Here is an 18,020-nt window from a genome sequence, read left to right as displayed (position 1 = left end):
CATTCGAATTACTGTATCGCTGCTTTCTATTTCGAGTCAGGATATAGCCGTTTAGCGAGGACAGCCATGCGAGCTTTAGAACTTGTCTCGGACCAGGGGTGTGTTTCATCCGAATGCCAGTCGAAATCAAACGGGTCGTTGGCAAGATAGGTTTCGATGCGTCGGAGTCGTTCGATGTCGAATTCGTCCATCGTCAGCAACCACTCGTCGGACAGGACCTTCTTGACCATTAGCGGAAACAGTACGGAGATGAAGGCCAGGTGCTGCTGGTTCGACCAGACGAATGCCCGTTTGTCGGAACCATGTGCGGACTTTCCGCGAACGGCACAGAAGTCTTTCGCCCACGCGTTAAGCAGCCGCGATTCATGCTGATAGCGGCCGAGCCATTTCTCGACAAGGGGACCATCGGCTCGCAAGAATTCAATGTCTGCGAGCCGCTTCTGCAGTGCGGCAACGAAGGAATCGGCCTTGGAGTTGACTTGCAGAAGCCATCCAAAGGGTGACTTGCACATGACAATTTCGACGTGGCTGGGCACGTCACTCGAATCAGTGTTTGCCTGGTTAAATTCAACTATCGCTTCATATAATCGTTCATGTTTCGCGTCCAGCCAAAGAGCGCCGTCAATAGAGCCTCGTCTAGCAGCCTGTTGAAATACCCCTTAATGAACGTGCGCTCGGTTATTCGGAAAAGCTAGCGCGATGCAGGGTTCCAAATGAATTGACGTCGACTTTCCTTGGTTCAGGTGCTGCCGATGTCGCTTTCCTTAAGGCTTACTCTTTCAAGCTGCCCGAGCAGCAAGCGTCCGCATGCGGGTCAAGTTGTACGCCGCCTGAGTCAGCAGAAAGAGCTGGTCGACTCGCTTCAGACCTCGATACATCGCCTGCCGAATCCTGCCGACGGTCTTGCCCTATCCGAACACCTGCTCGATGCGTTTGCGTTTGCACTGACTGATTGCATAGCCGGGCCATCGCGTGGTTCGAGCGTCAATCGCGGAACCGCCCGCGCGTGCATCGTTTTGCGCCACGTGCGGTGTCACGTTGGTCGCGCGACACGTCGCCACGAAGCCGGCTGTATCGTAGTTCTTGTCGGCACCGACCGTTATGGTCGTACCGGCAAATTGCGCAGCATCCGCAAGCATCTCTGCGGCTGCGTCCCGTTCGGCCGTGCCGTTGGCCTGCGTGACCTGTGCGTTGACCACGAAACCATGCCGATTATCGGTCAGCACGTGACCCATGTAACAAAGCACCGCGCCCGTGCCACGGCTCTTGCGAAACAGGCGCGCCTCAGTGTCCGTGCTGGATTCATGCGTATCGTTGCTGCGTTTCTCGCCGCGCCAGTTCTCCTGCGAACCGCCTCCGCCCTCAGGCGGCGAATTGTCATCCGATTTCGTCTTGGGCACGAAGCTCTTGTGCCCCGCCCACGCCTGAATGAGCGTGCCGTCGACGCTGAAGTGCTCGCCCGACAGGTGACCTTGCACGCGCGCTGTCTCGACAGTCTCGTTGAACAAGCTGACCATGACATCGTGGACCATCAGCCGGTCGCGGTTCTTACTGAAGGTGGAGTGGTCCCAGACCGCATCATCCATCGCCAGTCTGACGAACCATCGAAACAGCATGTTGTAGGAGATTTGCTCCATCAGCATGCGTTCGCTGCGAATCGAATACAGCACCTGCAACAACAGCACGCGTATCAGTTTCTCCGGCGCGATGCTCGGGCGACCGCCCTTGGCCTCGCTCTCGTACATGCGCGAAAACACCTCGTCCATGCGCGTGAGCGCCTCGTTCAGCCACAGGCGAATCGGCCGCAGCGGATGATTGGCCGGAACGAAATCGTCCAGTTTAGACATTGTGAACATCGATTCGGTATAGCCGTCGGGGCCGCGCATCGCTTTGGGTTCAGTGTCGTTCGATTCTTTAAATCAACGTTTCTCCCTTGCGCACGGATGACCCGCGCAGAAGATATTTCAACGGCCTGCTAAAGCTGACCAAGTAGGCGCACGGAATGGACGTGTTAGTGCTGCGGGGCGAAAGTCAGCTTGCTCCCGCTAAGGGAGCACAGGTGCGGCATTGATTTCGACGATGGTTTCCCCTGTCCCAAGCACAGGAGGCGGTATTGAGCTGATTTGCATGGGAGAACCAAAATCCGTCAGAACGGCTGCTTTCAGCATAGTCAGATTGCTGTATTTTTTTCTGGGTTTCAACAGAATACAGCGGAAGGTTGCTCTGTGCGGCCAGTCGCGGCTTTGGGCTCCTAGCCTATGACGTTCGGCATGGCTTCATCCAGAAATTCGAACGCACGACGGAGCGGCTCGGCAGACGTCATGATGGCGCTATCTTGATGGCTACAATGTCGACAGAGAAAGGACAGAGGCGGAAATGGCGAAGGGAGAGCGAGTTGGTGAGGTACTGTCGATGGATGACGTCCGTTCGCTCGCGGATGCGAAATCGCTCGCACGTGGCATAGATTACTTCCGTGACGGTGCCGTGTCTCGCATCGACGAGCGCGGCAATGGTGTTCGCGCAATAGTCAGCGGCTCAAGTGCCTACGATGTCGAACTGCAGGTTGGAATCGACGGAAACGTCGTCTACTCTTGCGATTGCCCTGCCGGTAGTTCAGGAGCGTTCTGCAAGCACTTGGTCGCTGTTTCACTCGCATTGCTTTCAAGCGGTGGCGGAGGAGGAACTGATTTGCCGTCGTCGAAGGCAACTGTCAGTAAAGTCCAGCAGACCTCTCCAGACGAATTGATTGCAGAGTATGTGATGGGGCTTAGCGACGCCGCCGTGCGCGAACTTCTGCTTGAGGCTGCTGAGCGCGACATCGCGCTACAAGACAAGTTACTTCTCGCGGCACGGTCTGCAACCGCCGTAGACTTGCCGAGCATGAAGGCAGCAGTCCTGCAGGCGACACGAGTTTCGCGAAGTCTCGATTGGCGCGAGTCCGGAGCGTTCGGTGAGGGTTTGTTTGCGCTTGCGGACACGCTCCGTTCGTGGCTCGCAGGACCTGCGGCCGCGGAAGTGGTCAAACTCGCTGAATTAGGCATTGCGGAGGCCGAGAAAAGCCTTGAACAGATTGACGATTCAAACGGCGACGTCATGCCCGGAATCGTCAAATTGGCGGCAGTTCATCTTGAGGCCTGTCGTCAAACGTCGCCAGACCCTATCAAACTCGCGGAGCGACTATATCGCTTTCAAGTCGACGGCGCATGGGACACGTTTTACGAAGTAATACCGGCCTACGTTGACCCGTTGGGGGAGAAAGGACTCAGATGCTATCGCGAACTTGTAGAGCACGCGTGGCAGCAACTTCCGGCACTCTCGTCAGAAGACGGGCTGCGACGGTCGTTCGACGGCAAGCGGACTCGTTTGGAGAACGCCAAAATCCGACTCGCAGAGCTCGATGGCGACCTCGACGAACTGATTGCAATTCGCCGGAAAGACCTGTCTGCGCCGTACCGCTATCTTCTGATAGCCGAGCTTTGCGCGGAGAACGAGCGTTACGAGGATGGTCTTGCTTGGGCACAGCAGGGACTCGCTGCCTTTCGAAACTCAGACCGCCGATTGCTTGACTTCTGCGTGCAAGAGTATCTGCGGCGTGGAGATTTCGGGGAAGCCAATCGGTTTGCATGGCTACGGTTCGAACAGAGGCCGGACGCAGAAACATTTGTGGCCCTCATGGCTGTTGCGCAAAAGACGAACAGCATCGACGCGACGCGTGAACGGGGACTTGCGCATCTTTGGCAGCTTGTCGGAAAAGAGGAGGCGGCGGCGGGCAAGACAAAGGTTGCCTCGTATCCTCGTTCTCGCACGACCATCGTCGAAATCTATCTGGCAGCGAAGAACCACGACAAAGCGTGGGAAGTGTCTGCTGGCGGACCCGTTTCAAGCAACCTCTGGTCGACATTGGCAGCAAATCGAGCAAAGACCCATCCTGACGACGCTGTTGCTCTATATCATCGCCTTCTCGCAGTAGCAGCCGAGGAGGGAACGAGAAGGGCTCGCTACGACGACGCCTTCAAGATTGTCCGCAAGATTCAGAGCTTGCGCACAGAGCAGGGTGAGCAAGCCAAATTTGTGGAAGAGTTGGATGGCATCCGCAAGGCGTATGGTGCCAAGAGGAACTTTATAAAGCTACTCGCAAGGATGGGCTGACAATAGCTTTCGAACTCTGGACAGCCCCTGGGTTTGCCCTAATACTGAACTGTTACTGGCGTTGAAGCGCCATGTACCCGCAGCACATCTCCGTTTGGCGTTCTTTGGCGCGGTATGTCATCGAAAGTCGGGACTCGATGCTCTTGCGTCTTTTGTGTGAAGACCGGTACTGCCACTGACTTCAACGCAACGCGCCCCTTTGGACGTGATACCGATGCTTTTGGAGCCAAGCGGTCATTCTTCGCAGCTTTGCGATTCTTAGGATTGTGAGACGACATACCCCCGCGTGCTTCTGGCGGGTCCCACACCTCGACGTAACGCTGGCCCGCACCCGCTGTCGTTGCGCATGCTATCGAAAGAACAGCGAGCAGTGATTTGTGACCCAAATTCTTTCTCCACGAAAAGCGTATTTTTACGAGCTCCCTTGCTTCGCAAGCGCGCCGGATTCTCGCACGCGCGACTCGCTGCCTACAATCGGCGAAGTTACTCTTAGAGGTAGAGACTCTACGGTTGGCGGTAAGCGCTTGGTGGTCGAGTGCACACCTCCGACTTGAAACAGCGCCGCCCCATCCTGTTGCTCCGCAGAATTCCACTGCGAATTTTGCGGAGCATGAGCAACTTGCGCTGAACCGTCGCAGATTCGTTACAAGAGAAAGGATGAAGTCGACATAGGGTAGCCATAGATTGCCCTTAATTGTCATCGGCCTACTCGCCTTTCGGGTGTTGTGGTGTCATAGTGCTGACATCCGTGTCTTATGGAGAAGAAAAGTGCCCACCCTTGAAAGCGTGAAAGCGAAAATCGCAAAACTGCAGGCTCAGGCCGAAGAAATCGTGAAGAAGAAATCCACTGCCGTTATCGCACAAATTCACTCACTGATGCACGAGAACGGACTCACGATGGAAGACATCGGCGCGAAGTTCGGTGCTCGGAAGATTGGTCCGGGCGCAGCAGCGAAGTCGGCGTCGGCTAAGCCTGCAGCAACGGCGAAATACGCTGACCCGAAATCGGGTGCCACATGGTCGGGCCACGGCCGTGCGCCGGCATGGATTGCAAATGCCAAAAACCGAGAGAAGTTCTTAGTTAGCGGTGGTTCGTCAAGCACGACAGTACCTGTAAAGGCGGCAGCGAAACCTGGGAACTACGTTCGGGGACCTCAACCTGCGAAATTCAGAGACCCGAAAAGCGGTGCGGAATGGAGTGGACGCGGAAAAGCACCCAGTTGATTAGCCGGCGCGAAAGACAGGACCAAGTTCCTCATTGACGGTGCCGCTGCCGCAGCGCCCGCTAAAAAGGGTGGCAAGTCGGCAGTGACTGCGACCAAGAAGGCCGCAGTGAAGAAGGGCTCGGCATCGGTGGGTGCGCCAAAACGGGCGGCGAAGACTCCTTCAGTCAAGAAGGCTACGACCGCAAAGACGACTACAGAAAAAGCTCCTACGGCACAGAAGAAAGCAGTTGTGAGCAAGAAGGTTGCTGCGAAGAAGGCGGGGCCAGTGGCCAAGAAATCGACGCAGGCTGCAAGCAAGAAAGCTGCCGTCAAGAAAGTCGCAGCTAAAAAGCTCAATGGCGCCTCGACCGTGGGTGCAGCTCCGGATTCGACATCTGTCGTTCCGAATGTCGCTAGCGAAACGAGCGCAGTAACTACAGTCTGACTGCAGAGTTCAGGTATGGATTCGGCGGCGGTGATAGGAGTGTGATGACCGTCGCCGTTTGCCGAACTCGTGTATCGACTAAAGCCATTTTGGGGAGTGCCGAGTCGCATAAAGATTGGAATTCTCCATGCGTGGTTTGTGTCGCTCATGTCAAAACGACTCGACTGCGGCCCGCCTGTTCGACGCAACGGCTTACACCCCCCTAGGCCGCAGTAGCGTTAGAAAGCCCGCTCACACCCTTGGACGCTTTCTGTGTTTCCGTTCGTTGACGAAGTACGAATTGTGCGTCGGCTAAGCCTGCAGCAACGGCGAAATACGCTGACCCGAAATCGGGTGCCACATGGTCGGGCCACGGCCGTGCGCCGGCATGGATTGCAAATGCCAAAAACCGAGAGAAGTTCTTAGTTAGCGGTGGTTCGTCAAGCACGACAGTACCTGTAAAGGCGGCAGCGAAACCTGGGAACTACGTTCGGGGACCTCAACCTGCGAAATTCAGAGACCCGAAAAGCGGTGCGGAATGGAGTGGACGCGGAAAAGCACCCAGTTGATTAGCCGGCGCGAAAGACAGGACCAAGTTCCTCATTGACGGTGCCGCTGCCGCAGCGCCCGCTAAAAAGGGTGGCAAGTCGGCAGTGACTGCGACCAAGAAGGCCGCAGTGAAGAAGGGCTCGGCATCGGTGGGTGCGCCAAAACGGGCGGCGAAGACTCCTTCAGTCAAGAAGGCTACGACCGCAAAGACGACTACAGAAAAAGCTCCTACGGCACAGAAGAAAGCAGTTGTGAGCAAGAAGGTTGCTGCGAAGAAGGCGGGGCCAGTGGCCAAGAAATCGACGCAGGCTGCAAGCAAGAAAGCTGCCGTCAAGAAAGTCGCAGCTAAAAAGCTCAATGGCGCCTCGACCGTGGGTGCAGCTCCGGATTCGACATCTGTCGTTCCGAATGTCGCTAGCGAAACGAGCGCAGTAACTACAGTCTGACTGCAGAGTTCAGGTATGGATTCGGCGGCGGTGATAGGAGTGTGATGACCGTCGCCGTTTGCCGAACTCGTGTATCGACTAAAGCCATTTTGGGGAGTGCCGAGTCGCATAAAGATTGGAATTCTCCATGCGTGGTTTGTGTCGCTCATGTCAAAACGACTCGACTGCGGCCCGCCTGTTCGACGCAACGGCTTACACCCCCCTAGGCCGCAGTAGCGTTAGAAAGCCCGCTCACACCCTTGGACGCTTTCTGTGTTTCCGTTCGTTGACGAAGTACGAATTGTGCGTCGGCGGTTTCACGAGCACTGCTGCAGCTTCCACGCTTCCCGTAGCTTCGAAGTGTCCCTCGCCGACCAAGGGAAATTCAACATCTTCGCGTTGATTCAGTCGCCGAGCTGTCAAAACTCGCCGGGATGAGACTTCGTTGAAGACAGGCGGCAGCTTCGGGCTTCTCGGAACTCCATCGGAGCAAACGACAGAGGCTCAACTTTGGCGACTCTGAATCAAGGGAGAACGCTTCTCTTGGTTTAGCGTCGTTGCCGCGCACTTACGGCATCCCTTTGCGCATCTCTTAATTTGCTATGTCGGCACGGGCTTCGACAACGATAGTTGGTTAGTAACTAGCGTGAAGATGCGGTGCGATGCGTTGATGGAGGCTGAAACAGGGCGTACGTTAGCGCTTTAAAAACCGTGATAACCGCCCGAATTAACGAATGAATCGGGCATCAACAAAACACAGCGTACTGTTTTACGTTGGGGCTTCGCTTTAGGGTCAAATCTTTTGCGCTTGCAATTAGTGATACTAAATAAAATCTAGAAAAGTCAAGGTATCCGAGCGTTTTTGTAGGATTCAGAAAAAGAATTGAATTCTTGACAGATGCCGAAAATCGGGGATAGATATCTCGTTCGCCCAAGAAAAAAAACCAATTTTCGTCGCCGAGCTAATCTGCCACGCCTAGTCCATCGTCCCCCTTGCCGGGTTGCCAAGCTGAATGCAGCGAACCTAACTGATTTTAGGAAAGGGACCTGCCGCTTTAGACGCCAAAAACGTCGCTTTCTAAGATAGATAGACGCTTGAGTGCTACGCCTAAGATTGGAAATGTACGCGAAAAAACGCTGTGTCAGTGGCTCATTTTAGACTGAGCCGGCACCAATCGTTCCGAATGTCTCTGGCGCGGCATGTCGAAGTCTTGATTTTAGATTTCGACCAAGGCGGTGCTCCGACGAGCGGGCTGACCGCAGCGAGTTAGTCAGAAACAACGCTTGGAAAAGTTTTGCGATTTTGGGGTGCAAGCGAAGTTGCCACCAGAACACTTTTCCCTTAAGACTATCTACCTGAACACTAAGTCGAGGAGAACGATAATGCAGATGATTTGACGCTTGGCATATTAGCTAGTTAACAAAAAACGGGCATCCAGTGGTCAGACTGGCTGCCCGTTACCTTCGGCGCGGCGGCCTTAGGATTACCTATACACATGGGTATCCTCCGTCTGTCGCGCCTCTTTGTCAAGTGCTTCTTGATAGGAGGCAGGCCATGATTTCGTCCAATGAAATACGTCAGTGCACGTGGAATTCCGAGGGTGGAGACGCTGGGAATCGGCACTTATCGAACTTTTTATATTACGAATTCGACACTCCGAAGCCCTGTGTTCAAACTAAAAGCGATAGCGATTGCTATGGAGGGGACGGCTCTAATCAGAGTTACTCATCACCGGTTTCGCAAGTTTGGACTGATGCAATCGGCACTGACTCATCACCGCGGGTGCCCCCAGTTACTCGAACGCTGAGTGTGCGTGGCGGTCGACCGCCAAAAGTGCTTCTTTTGAATTGGCCGGACGAGCAAATGCGCGCAAAGATGCTACGCGAGCGAGTTCATCCCGTAGAAAGCCGGTATTGGAAGACCTCTCCAGACGAAGCGCGATACATTCTTGTTGCGGCGCATGAGCGAGCGTTGTCCCTTCAACTGAAAACTCTCAAGCGGGAGATATCGGCACTCCCGTCGTACCGTCGGATTGCGATTGGGATGGACTGTGCGGCGCAGGACCTGGATTGCATTGCGCCCCTCGCATGGGAAATCCGCCGACTTGTTCGTCCGAACATTCGCATTATCTGTGCAGTCGATGCCCGCGATGATGTCGCATGGGCATTGCATTACGAACTGAGTGCACTGCACATGGAAATCATTTCCGAGGGAATGCCTTGGACGCAGCAGGTTACGAATTGCCCGAGCCGTGCGCAAGAAGACGAATCTCAACTGCTCGAGACGAGATATTCAGGTGCAAACGGTGACCCTCGGCCATTCCAGAATCAGCCTCGAGAGAGGATGACGTCATTGCAAGCCCAACCCAAGGTGTTCAGACTTTTACCGGGTAAGGCCGACTCGCCTCCTACGTCCGCGGGTGCGGAGGTAGCACTTATCGAAGCACGGCAGGTGATAAGTGCAGCGAAAACGCGCGCTGTGCAAGCGCAGAAGTTGGACGTCCAGCCCTCGAAGAGCGGCGAATCTATCGACTTCATGGCGACTCGGGCTGACATGGACCACAGGACTGTTCCTACTGTCAATCGGCGGCACTCTGCTGCGAGCAGCAACAAGGCAGCCTTCAATCACCCGAAGACGTGCAATCCCAGCGACGCAGTCCAAGTCTGGCGAGCAGACAGCGCCGAGATGCTTACTACTGGTAGCCAATGCTCTGTGGGTCTTCGACGCGAGGTTCGCTACGAGAAACGTTCGACTGATATCGCGGAACTCGAACTGCTGCCGCTCAAACCGCCGTCGAAGCTTGACGCACCGCGCTCGCTCGAGCCTTTCGCAGTTAGCGCTGGCACCGTGAGTTGCTTTGATTTTAGGGATATCACGCGCGACGAGGCGATTGAAGAAATCGTACTTTCTGACCAAGACTTCGTCGACAGGGCGTGTAACGCAGCCGCCTATCGCAACTCATTCGCCGTCCAGCGACTTTTGCGTGAACGGCTGCTGCACTAGTCTGCACGCCTCTGATAGGTGCAGGGCGGCTCCTGCCGAGGAGCCTGCCTACCTCGGCGGATAAAACCCGTGACGTTCTACCGACCGCACGGCCCCGGTAGTTATAGCGCCACCAGGCCATCGACTTAGCACAGAATCTCTTAGACGATTCAGTTATTTCAAGACTGTCTTTTGATTAAAAAGGAATGCGAAATGACATCGAGAACTTTGCAGATGAAGAAAGGAACTCGCGACCGAAAGAAGCGAGAGCTGGAAGCCGCAAAAGCAGAAGGGCTGCACATGCGATGGATTGGAACTCGAGACATTCCTGGGGCAGGTATCAAAACGCGAATGACTTGCATGAAGACTAGGCTCAGGGAGGTTCATCTGCTGTCTTCGTGCGAGCACGCCGCGCTGCTTGAGTTATGGTGGGACCAGGATGTTTTGACATTCTACGAGGCAGTAATGTTGCCCCCAGAGGACACTCGCCGAGCCGCGTTGGACGTCGGAGTCGAGCACCCAAGATATGGAGCAGAAGACGAGCCAGTAGTGCTCAGCACAGACCTTGTCGCGATATACGAGCGTGATGGGAAGCTACAGAAAAAGGCCTTTTCAGTGAAGGCGTACATGCCTGGGAGACGAGGAGAATTTACGCCTCGACAACTAATCGAGCAACGCTACTGGGAACGCGAGGGGGTCGAGTTTGAAGCCATCGTGACAAAAGGTATTCATAGCCCTCGCTCGAAGAACCTCAGTTGGCTTCTTCGCGCGGAGAACGACATGAGCGGGCGCGAGCTGTCTACAGACGAGCGGCGTGCACATAAGGAGTTGACTCGGCGGTTGAGAAAAAGATTAGACGTCTGCGTTATCGATGCCTGTTTGCGGGTCGACAAGATACTCTCTTTGCCTCCAGGGTCGGGCGCGCGAGCATTTCGACAGCTCGCAGCGTTGCGCCAGGTCAGTTTCGACTTAGATACAAGGGACCCAGTCCAACTTCCATCGGCGCAAGTGCGCGTCGTGACGTAAGTCGCCACACGGATGGGAGACTCACCATGTCAGCAAAAGCTAACTGCCCGAGTTCGTTGGCGCAAGGCGATGTACTTCAGCTCAAGAGCAATGAGGAAAAGATTTACATCGTCCTAAAGACGGGCGATGGTCAGCGGTGGACACACTTGCTTGATATCGAGTATGAAATACCGGAGGCACGACACAAGGCTAGCCCGTTTGCTTTGAAAACGGAAGAAGTGCTGCGTCGGCTTGCTGACAACGTCGAACACGAGCTCGCCTTGAGGATGTTGCCGAAGCTACCAATAAGCGTAGCTGAGCAGCGCAGACCTGCACGCCATGTCCCGCATCGGAGGTCAGTTCAAAGTATCGACGCAGTAGAGAACCCAACAAAAAATGCCGGGTGGCTGTTAATTGAAAAACTACTGACCTTTGACATTTCGTATCCGAAAGAAGGGGAAAAGCGAAAAGCTGATTTGCACGGACCTCAACACGAGGAGTTGTTGCGTCGCGAGACAAGAGCAAACCGCATTTTGCGTTTCATAAAGATACATCCGTATTCTGAGGCGAGGGTGCGGCGAGTCCTCCGCCGTTTCTGGCAACGAGGTCTAAGCCCTGCGGCCGCAGACTACGATTACCATCATTGTGGTGGCCGCGGGAGGCATAAGAATTTCAAATCGAAACCAGGACGTAAGGCGAGGCAAGGGTGTCTTAGTGGTCCGGTCATGGACCTTGAAGCCCGCCGCCTACTTCAGATTGCGTCAGATTACTACTTTAAGCCGGAGTATAGGAAGGGGAAGCGTCAGCGGAAGTCAATGAAGATGGCAGTTCGTTGGCTAGAGCTAAAGCTCGCAAAAAGACGAGTCTTTGACAAGAACCGGCGTCTTGTCGACTACGAGACCGACTTCCGGACATCATTTACAGCTCGACAGTTGCAATACTTCATTCAGCAGAGGTACTCGTACCAAGAAAGGCGCGCTCACGTAGTCGGCTCGAAGCATTACTTACTCCACGAGCGGCCACTAACGGGACGGCTATCTGATACCAGAGGGCCCGGGGAGCGGTATCACATCGACGCTACCGTAATCGACGTGTACTGCGTGTGCCGACGCATGCGCAGTGTGGCTGTCCCGCGGCCCACGTTGTATCTGGTGGTCGATGATTATTCGAGGACGATTGTTGGTGTGCATCTGACGTTTGACCCTCCAAGCTGGAAAGGGGCAATGGCAGCGTTGTGTAATGCGTTGGATTCGAAGGTAAAGTTTTGTGAAAAGCTTGAAATCGAAATTACTGAAGGAGAGTGGCCACGAGCCCCACTCCCCGAAGAGATTTTCGCAGACCAAGGAGAGATGTCGTCTGTGCATCGCGGCATGCCGATTTCGCTACATTACAGCGTTCAGCTCTCCAATGCGCCGGCTTATCGACCAGACATGCGTAGCATTATGGAGTGCAGATTCCGCATACTTCCGCGGAGCTGGATGCCGTTAGTCCCAGGCGCGGTGGAAAAGGTCAGCTTTGAACGCGGCCAACAGCATCCGGCGCTTCATGCCGCGCTCACGTTTGACGAGTTGTATGCAATCGTAGTTCGCGCAATCCTGGACTACAACCTTCGTGCGGTGACCGGATACCCAACTCCGCCGGAAATGGTTCAGCGTCTGCTTGCTCCAACGCCGATGAACCTTTGGCACTTTGGGATGGAGGTTAATGGTCGCGGCCGCAGCGTTGATGTCGACGAGTTCCGCTTGCGAGTCATGAAGTCAGAAAAGGCAAAGATTGGTCCGCGCGGAATTGAGTTCGCGGGGCTTGAGTACGACTGTCCGCTATCTCTCGTTGAACGCCAAAGTCTTAAACGCGCTGAGAACAAGGACACCTGGGTCGACGTTGTCGGTGACACCACCGACAACTCCCGTATCTTTCTTTTGGGTCTGGGCGAGCCGGTTGAATGTGCTTTAGCCGAGAGTGTCCCGGATTTTCTGCGCGGCCTCTCCCACGAAGAAGTAAGAGCTTACAAAGACTTCGAAAGCTGGAATCGAGGTGTACAGGAGGCTGATGGGAGAAAGAGTACGGCCATTACGGAATACAACATTCGTGAGCTAGCCAGAGATGCTGAGACGAAGACTAAGCAGGAGCTTGTTGAGCGAGGAATGGACCATCCAGACATCTCGAAGCTGGATGAGATGCGAGACTTCGAGCGGCAGATGGGTGACGTTCCAGCTAACCAATCCATGCAAGCAAATGAATGCATAGAAACCGAAAAGATGCAGTCGTTAAAAACGGACGAGCGGCAGAAAAAGAATGTCAGGCGACAAAGAAGGCGCGACTTAAAGGAATTTTTAGCACAGCAGCAGGCGAAGGCGTCCAACGATTTGGATTTAGACCCAGAGGAGGAAACATCAGTCAACGTTAGTTCGATTGCGGAAGAATCAGAAGCCCATGTTCGTAATGTCTTTGACTCTTATTGAAGCGAGGTCATGATGCTTGTAAAAGCTAAACCCGAAAGTGGAAAGTCGTCCATCCGGGCCCGACAGCAGGCGGCGATTCGCCAGTCCGCGCACGCTCTTGATGCAGTCTACATGAAGGAAGGGCTGCTTCCCGAACACGCTGATAACCCGCTCATCTCCAGTCTTGGAAAATACTGGACCATGGACGACATCGCGCGGGAAGTAAGTGTCCCAGTTGGTTTCGAGGAAAGTGAACGAAGCCGTTCGCGCGAGTATCGCATGCACGCTATCTCAAGGCTCGACCATCTCGTCGTTTCACTGCCAGCCCATCTTTCAGTTGTCGATTCTGTTCACCGCATCATCCGTCAACACTACTCTCATCAATCTATCACAGACAACGGATTGGAATCGATGCGGGACAGGTACGCGATGTCGAGCGAGGGGCAACTCAGGGCAGTCTATGAGCACGAGAAAAGCCATGCTTCGTGCTGCGCGTTCTTTGGGTTATCGGGTTCTGGGAAGAGTACCGCAGTCGAGTCGGCCCTGCGCTTGCTTCCGAAGGTCATTCGCCATAAAGAGACGGGAGTTATGCAGGTAGTTCGGATAAAAATAGACTGCCCACGCAACGCTGGCTTGAAGGATACCCTCAAACTCATCATCCTAACGTTTGATGAATTGCTTGGCACCAATTACACCGGCGAACTCTCGATGCGAGCGACGGTGGCTGACTACGCAAACAAAGTCCATCGAATCTCGAAGCGTCATTTTGTGGGAGTAATAGTTCTCGACGAAATCCAAAATGCGCTACATGCTGCTGCGAAGAGTCAGGACCCCTTGTTCGACTTCTTCGTGAATTTCACCAACATCGTGCGAACCCCTGTAATCGTTTGTGGGACGCCCCGAGCCGAACGATTGTTTAGGAAGACATTGCGACTTGCGCGCCGGGTGAGCAGTCAAGGTGTAACGGTTTGGCGAGGCATTCAGAATCCTGCTGACTGGGATAGGTTCTGCAACAAGCTTTCGATGTATCAGTGGCTGCAGAAAGCGCGGCCATTGAGCGAGTCGGAGCGGAAGTACTTGTGGGAACTGACGCAAGGACTTCCCGGTGTCGCAGTCCCTCTGTATCAACTCGCACAGTATGCGGCCATCGAGACGGGCAAGGAACAACTGTCGAACGAGATTTTCAAGATGGTGTTCAATGAGAAGATGTCCGCACTGAAACCTATCTTGGCGGCGATTCGTTCCGGTAAGAAAGCCGCGATGATGAAGTTCGATGATGTACTCGGCGATACGCTTAAAGAAGTGGTTGACGATATGAGAATCACTGCGCAGCACAACTTGTTCTACAACGCGGCAATCAACCACGACCGGATAGAAACCAACTTGGACGCGGTCTCGTGCTTGATTGCTTCAGGCATCCCGGGGGAAATCGCATCCTCGATGGTCGGGCTGCTACAAAAGCAACATCCGAATGCAACACGGGAGCAACTCTGCTACGAGGTCAATGTTATGTACTACAAAACGAAGGACTCTAGGCTGAAATCCGCGAATTCGGGCAAAGTCAAGCCTGAAATGGCTGAAGCGGATGATTGATTCGTTAGGGTAGGCGGCCGACGGTGTCGGCCGTCCCGAGGATGATTTTCCATTCGATGGGAGGTGGACATGGCTGTTGCGCTTCGGTTGCCTCATTCAGACGAGATGCTGGTCGGACCGCTGCTTGAGTACGTTCGAGATGAGCGCGTAAGCAATGTACCCGCTTTCCTAAAGAACCTTTTTGGTTACGAAGTGAACGCGTTTTTCGATATGCCGGGGGGACTGGACCGGTTTTCCGAACAAACCGCTCAATACTGGTCCTGCAGCGCGAAAGCGATTGCGCGGACGCTGACCGCATATCCATACCATACCGCGAGTTGCTCGCCTGCGGTCGCCGCTTCGGTGCTTGAGTTGATGCGCACATCCGCCGGTAACGTCCGAGACCGTCGGAGACTTATGTTCGGGCGCTTTGTTCCAGTTGAGCATTTCTGCTACTGCGACCAATGTGTTTATCAAGACAGGTTAGCGGTAAAACGCGAATACCTTCATCGCTCGCACCAGCTTCCGGGAGTGGTTGTCTGCCATGGTCACGGGTGCGTCTTGAAAACGTCACCGGTCAGTGCAAATCTGCCGTTCCGTCTGATGGGTCTTTCCGACGGACCCTGCATCGCGGGCGCACCTATAGATATAGCGATTCATAACGATGAAGTCACAGCGCGTTGGCAAGATGTCGCACGCCGTTCTGCGGAAGTCCTTATGTCCGCACTGTCAAGCTCGATGTATCGCTCACGAGACGTATATCGCACGCAGTTGAAAGAATTAGGTTACGTCGTGATGTCCGGGAACGTTCAGCTAGACGACCTTTCTCGCAGCGTCGCCGATTACTTTACGACAGGCTATTTGACCAGGATTGGCTTAGGAGGCGGGCATCGTACCTGCGATTGGCTTGCGCCGTTACTCTGCGAAAGGCAGGCTGTCCCGCCGACCCTTGTACACGTCCTGCTCCAATCGTTCATCGGTTCGAGACTTGGGAAGCCTACTGGGAACGATGGACATTTCTAATGTTTCATGCCGGCCAGCTGATAAAGGTTTTGCGGAAGATGCCCGCGACAACTAGCGACGGATACGCGCAGGACTACTCCAAGTTCGCCTTTGAGTGAGAATTTGCGGTAATCGAGTGCGCGTCCGATGGGGTTGGCGATAAGGTGTTCAAACATCGTCGCGGAGTCCGTCAGCTTCTGAAGGGCTTAGTTGAGTGTTGCCAAGGCATCTCGGAGACGTCTTGAGCGTCGCATAGACGACATGGAGGAATTTATGGCTATCGCATTGGAAGCCCTCTACCCCGGAGAAACGGTCCACCACAATGTCTCGCGCTACGTGATAAAGGTAGGCGTGGAGAGTGTTGGTCAGGTATTGAGGCTCACATTTGGGCGCGACACCTGCTACCAGACTCGAGTTTTGCCGAGCGGCATTGACCGCCTTTGCGAGGAAGCTCGAGACTATTGGAATAAGACACCGAATGAAATCATCACGGAGCACACCGGATTCGAGTATTACGTGTTGCTTGCCGACGAGGAGCTGCGAAAAAAGGCTACCGCATTCATATTGGCACCGGCTGGCTCTAAGCAAGCTAGCTTGTGCGTACGTAGGAAGCGTGATTTCGGTAGATATGCGCAGCGATATTGTGATGAGTGTCTCCGGGAGAGCAAAAGGGAGGGCAGAGAGCCCTATCTCCGCGTTGACCATAACCTGCCGGGCGTCTTTGACTGTCCAACCCACAGGTGCGCGCTGCGTACGTTTGACCTTGACCCGAATGAACACATGCGCGCTTCTGCTATTCCGCTCGAAAGATTCGTGTCGGATGCAAACCGCCGTCCTATCCAAGGCTACAGCGACTGCCATAAAAAGGCCGCGATGGACGTCGCACGAAGAACCGCCGACATTGATGCGGCTAGTCGTCAAGAGTTTCTTGCTTATCCGTATGAAGACAAGTTGAAAGCTGCCGAATTGACGAAGGCCGATGGGACCTTGAAGCGCAGAGAATTGTGGCGTGCTGTTGAAGGATACTTTGGGGAGCAATTCTGCTTTGAGACTGGGCTGGAAGAAGGAGCCTTCGTAAGAACGTTCTGGAGGGGATATGAAAATCAAAACATCAGGTGCCCTCGGCCGCTTCGATATATTGCGCTTCAATCGATGTTGGACCAACGAATCTCGCAAGGGGCAGGAGTTGTTCCTCTAATTTTGGAGACCGCCCCAGTGCGCAAGAGCACGATAGCGCTTTGCTGTGAACCGACCATAGTCGCGCGACGCGGTGTGTTGAAGATTACATGTGAGGAAGACTTCAGCGCTCTGGCCGGTGCACATCCATGTAAAGGAGCGCTTCACCGGGAGTCTGACCGCTTTACAAACATCGAAATCAAGCCATCCGCTGACCGGCTCCTTTATTCATGTAGCTGTGGTATCCGAGTCAGCGTCCGACAAGACAGGAACGGAACTGTAACCAAGCTTCTGACGGTTAACTATGGAAAACGATACCGCAATTCTTTCGAGCGGCTTGTTGGAAAGGGGGTTCCGGCAAATGTTGCTGCACGGCAGTTAGGCATAAATGGGGCTGCTGCGCATGGGTGGAAACATAAGCTGCAGGATGGGAATGCTTCCAGTCGCATCTCCCGCAAGATGGTCGCAGCGAAACGAAAAATTTGGGCCGAATTTTTTCATGATTTCCCTGATAAAAGCTTGGAGCAAGCAAAACGGGAGGTGGGTGCCGCGTACAGCTTTTTGTCACGATATGACGGCGCGTGGCTTCGAGGCTTTAACGAGCAGTTGACGCTTCGCCGTCGAGCGCGGACGCTCGCAACAGAAAAGGCGAGATTGAAGGAGGCACGGGGGAAGCTGGACTCGATTGTGCCGCCGATTTGGATAAGCCAAGCGACTTTGCGCCGTACTGCGAAATTGCGTAGTCAACGTGCCGGGCGCGTCGATGTATGGCAGCGGGATGCCGAGCGCTTGTCGGAGTCGCGCGGCCAATTCATCGGACGAACACTCGCCTTCTGGAAGGCAAAGCTTTCTGACAGACGCCCCGTTCCGTATTTGGAGTTCTTAAAGTTTTGTCATCTGACGGATAGCAATCTCTCGCTTGTTCAGCGACGCAGCATTAAGGCCTGGCTCAGAGGGGAATAGCGCAAGTTGAAATTCTTAGACGATTACGCAGCGCCCTTCCCGTTCACTGAGAGGCGCATTGTGGCGGTGCAGCATGAAGTTGCTTTGGCACTATTTTTTTCTTTGGCGCGAACCGCTGCCAGATAA

12 protein-coding genes and 2 pseudogenes are annotated in these 18,020 nt (G+C 54.3%); 12 read left to right on the top strand and 2 right to left on the bottom strand.

Annotation, left to right across the window (positions count from 1 at the left end; genetic code table 11):
- Positions 1 to 26: 26 nt before the first annotated feature.
- Together ACZCWR_RS22365 and ACZCWR_RS22360 are read right to left on the bottom strand one after the other, a co-directional pair.
- Positions 27 to 536 carry a hypothetical protein gene (locus ACZCWR_RS22365; RefSeq protein WP_487303801.1) on the bottom strand — a complete coding sequence of 170 codons (510 nt, stop codon included), beginning with the start codon at positions 534 to 536 and terminating at the stop codon, positions 27 to 29.
- A gap of 243 nt (positions 537 to 779) precedes the next feature.
- A pseudogene (locus ACZCWR_RS22360) lies at positions 780 to 1,886 on the bottom strand (IS5 family transposase).
- 490 nt (positions 1,887 to 2,376) lie between these two features.
- Between ACZCWR_RS22360 and ACZCWR_RS22355 the strand changes: the two are divergent.
- The 12 genes and pseudogenes from ACZCWR_RS22355 (at position 2,377) to ACZCWR_RS22300 (ending at position 17,894) form a co-directional block, all read left to right on the top strand.
- Complete coding sequence (locus tag ACZCWR_RS22355; RefSeq protein ID WP_487303800.1) at positions 2,377 to 4,149, top strand: SWIM zinc finger family protein; 1,773 nt, start codon at positions 2,377 to 2,379, stop codon at positions 4,147 to 4,149.
- A 768-nt stretch (positions 4,150 to 4,917) separates the two neighbouring features.
- On the top strand, positions 4,918 to 5,373 hold the full coding sequence (locus ACZCWR_RS22350) for an H-NS histone family protein (protein ID WP_487303799.1): 456 nt from the start codon (positions 4,918 to 4,920) through the stop codon (positions 5,371 to 5,373).
- Between the two features lie 108 nt (positions 5,374 to 5,481).
- The gene (locus tag ACZCWR_RS22345) at positions 5,482 to 5,799 is read left to right on the top strand and encodes a hypothetical protein (RefSeq protein WP_487303798.1); all 318 of its coding nucleotides are present in this window, start codon (positions 5,482 to 5,484) and stop codon (positions 5,797 to 5,799) included.
- A gap of 317 nt (positions 5,800 to 6,116) precedes the next feature.
- A pseudogene (locus tag ACZCWR_RS22340) lies at positions 6,117 to 6,194 on the top strand (H-NS family nucleoid-associated regulatory protein); the annotation flags it as partial.
- A complete protein-coding gene (locus tag ACZCWR_RS22335) occupies positions 6,171 to 6,347 on the top strand; it encodes an H-NS family nucleoid-associated regulatory protein (protein ID WP_487304773.1) in 177 nt (58 codons plus the stop codon). The pseudogene ACZCWR_RS22340 and the gene ACZCWR_RS22335, both read left to right, overlap by 24 nt.
- Before the next feature lie 108 nt (positions 6,348 to 6,455).
- The gene (locus ACZCWR_RS22330) at positions 6,456 to 6,773 is read left to right on the top strand and encodes a hypothetical protein (RefSeq protein WP_487303798.1); all 318 of its coding nucleotides are present in this window, start codon (positions 6,456 to 6,458) and stop codon (positions 6,771 to 6,773) included.
- 1,843 nt (positions 6,774 to 8,616) lie between these two features.
- On the top strand, positions 8,617 to 9,756 hold the full coding sequence (locus tag ACZCWR_RS22325; protein WP_487303797.1) for a hypothetical protein: 1,140 nt from the start codon (positions 8,617 to 8,619) through the stop codon (positions 9,754 to 9,756).
- 192 nt (positions 9,757 to 9,948) lie between these two features.
- The gene (locus ACZCWR_RS22320; RefSeq protein WP_487303796.1) at positions 9,949 to 10,761 is read left to right on the top strand and encodes a TnsA endonuclease C-terminal domain-containing protein; all 813 of its coding nucleotides are present in this window, start codon (positions 9,949 to 9,951) and stop codon (positions 10,759 to 10,761) included.
- A 26-nt stretch (positions 10,762 to 10,787) separates the two neighbouring features.
- Positions 10,788 to 13,202, top strand: a complete 2,415-nt coding sequence (locus ACZCWR_RS22315) for an integrase catalytic domain-containing protein (protein WP_487303795.1) — start codon at positions 10,788 to 10,790, stop codon at positions 13,200 to 13,202.
- Between the two features lie 9 nt (positions 13,203 to 13,211).
- Positions 13,212 to 14,774: a TniB family NTP-binding protein gene (locus tag ACZCWR_RS22310; protein ID WP_487303794.1), complete on the top strand. Its 1,563-nt coding sequence runs from the start codon at positions 13,212 to 13,214 to the stop codon at positions 14,772 to 14,774.
- A gap of 69 nt (positions 14,775 to 14,843) precedes the next feature.
- On the top strand, positions 14,844 to 15,776 hold the full coding sequence (locus ACZCWR_RS22305) for a TniQ family protein (protein ID WP_487303793.1): 933 nt from the start codon (positions 14,844 to 14,846) through the stop codon (positions 15,774 to 15,776).
- A gap of 252 nt (positions 15,777 to 16,028) precedes the next feature.
- The gene (locus ACZCWR_RS22300) at positions 16,029 to 17,894 is read left to right on the top strand and encodes a TnsD family Tn7-like transposition protein (protein ID WP_487303792.1); all 1,866 of its coding nucleotides are present in this window, start codon (positions 16,029 to 16,031) and stop codon (positions 17,892 to 17,894) included.
- The last annotated feature ends 126 nt before the right edge of the window (positions 17,895 to 18,020 follow it).

It is taken from the genome of Caballeronia sp. A2-2, assembly GCF_057612605.2.
Note: the sequence above shows the minus strand (reverse complement) of the source record. Positions and strands in the feature narration are given on the sequence as shown.

Excerpts from the sequence above, each read along its gene's own strand:
- ACZCWR_RS22355 (WP_487303800.1), top strand. The coding sequence starts at position 2,377 with ATGGCGAAGGGAGAGCGAGTTGGTGAGGTACTGTCGATGGATGACGTC.
- ACZCWR_RS22325 (WP_487303797.1), top strand. The coding sequence starts at position 8,617 with ATGCGCGCAAAGATGCTACGCGAGCGAGTTCATCCCGTAGAAAGCCGG.
- ACZCWR_RS22320 (WP_487303796.1), top strand. The coding sequence starts at position 9,949 with ATGACATCGAGAACTTTGCAGATGAAGAAAGGAACTCGCGACCGAAAG.
- ACZCWR_RS22315 (WP_487303795.1), top strand. The coding sequence starts at position 10,788 with ATGTCAGCAAAAGCTAACTGCCCGAGTTCGTTGGCGCAAGGCGATGTA.
- ACZCWR_RS22310 (WP_487303794.1), top strand. The coding sequence starts at position 13,212 with ATGATGCTTGTAAAAGCTAAACCCGAAAGTGGAAAGTCGTCCATCCGG.
- ACZCWR_RS22305 (WP_487303793.1), top strand. The coding sequence starts at position 14,844 with ATGGCTGTTGCGCTTCGGTTGCCTCATTCAGACGAGATGCTGGTCGGA.
- ACZCWR_RS22300 (WP_487303792.1), top strand. The coding sequence starts at position 16,029 with ATGGCTATCGCATTGGAAGCCCTCTACCCCGGAGAAACGGTCCACCAC.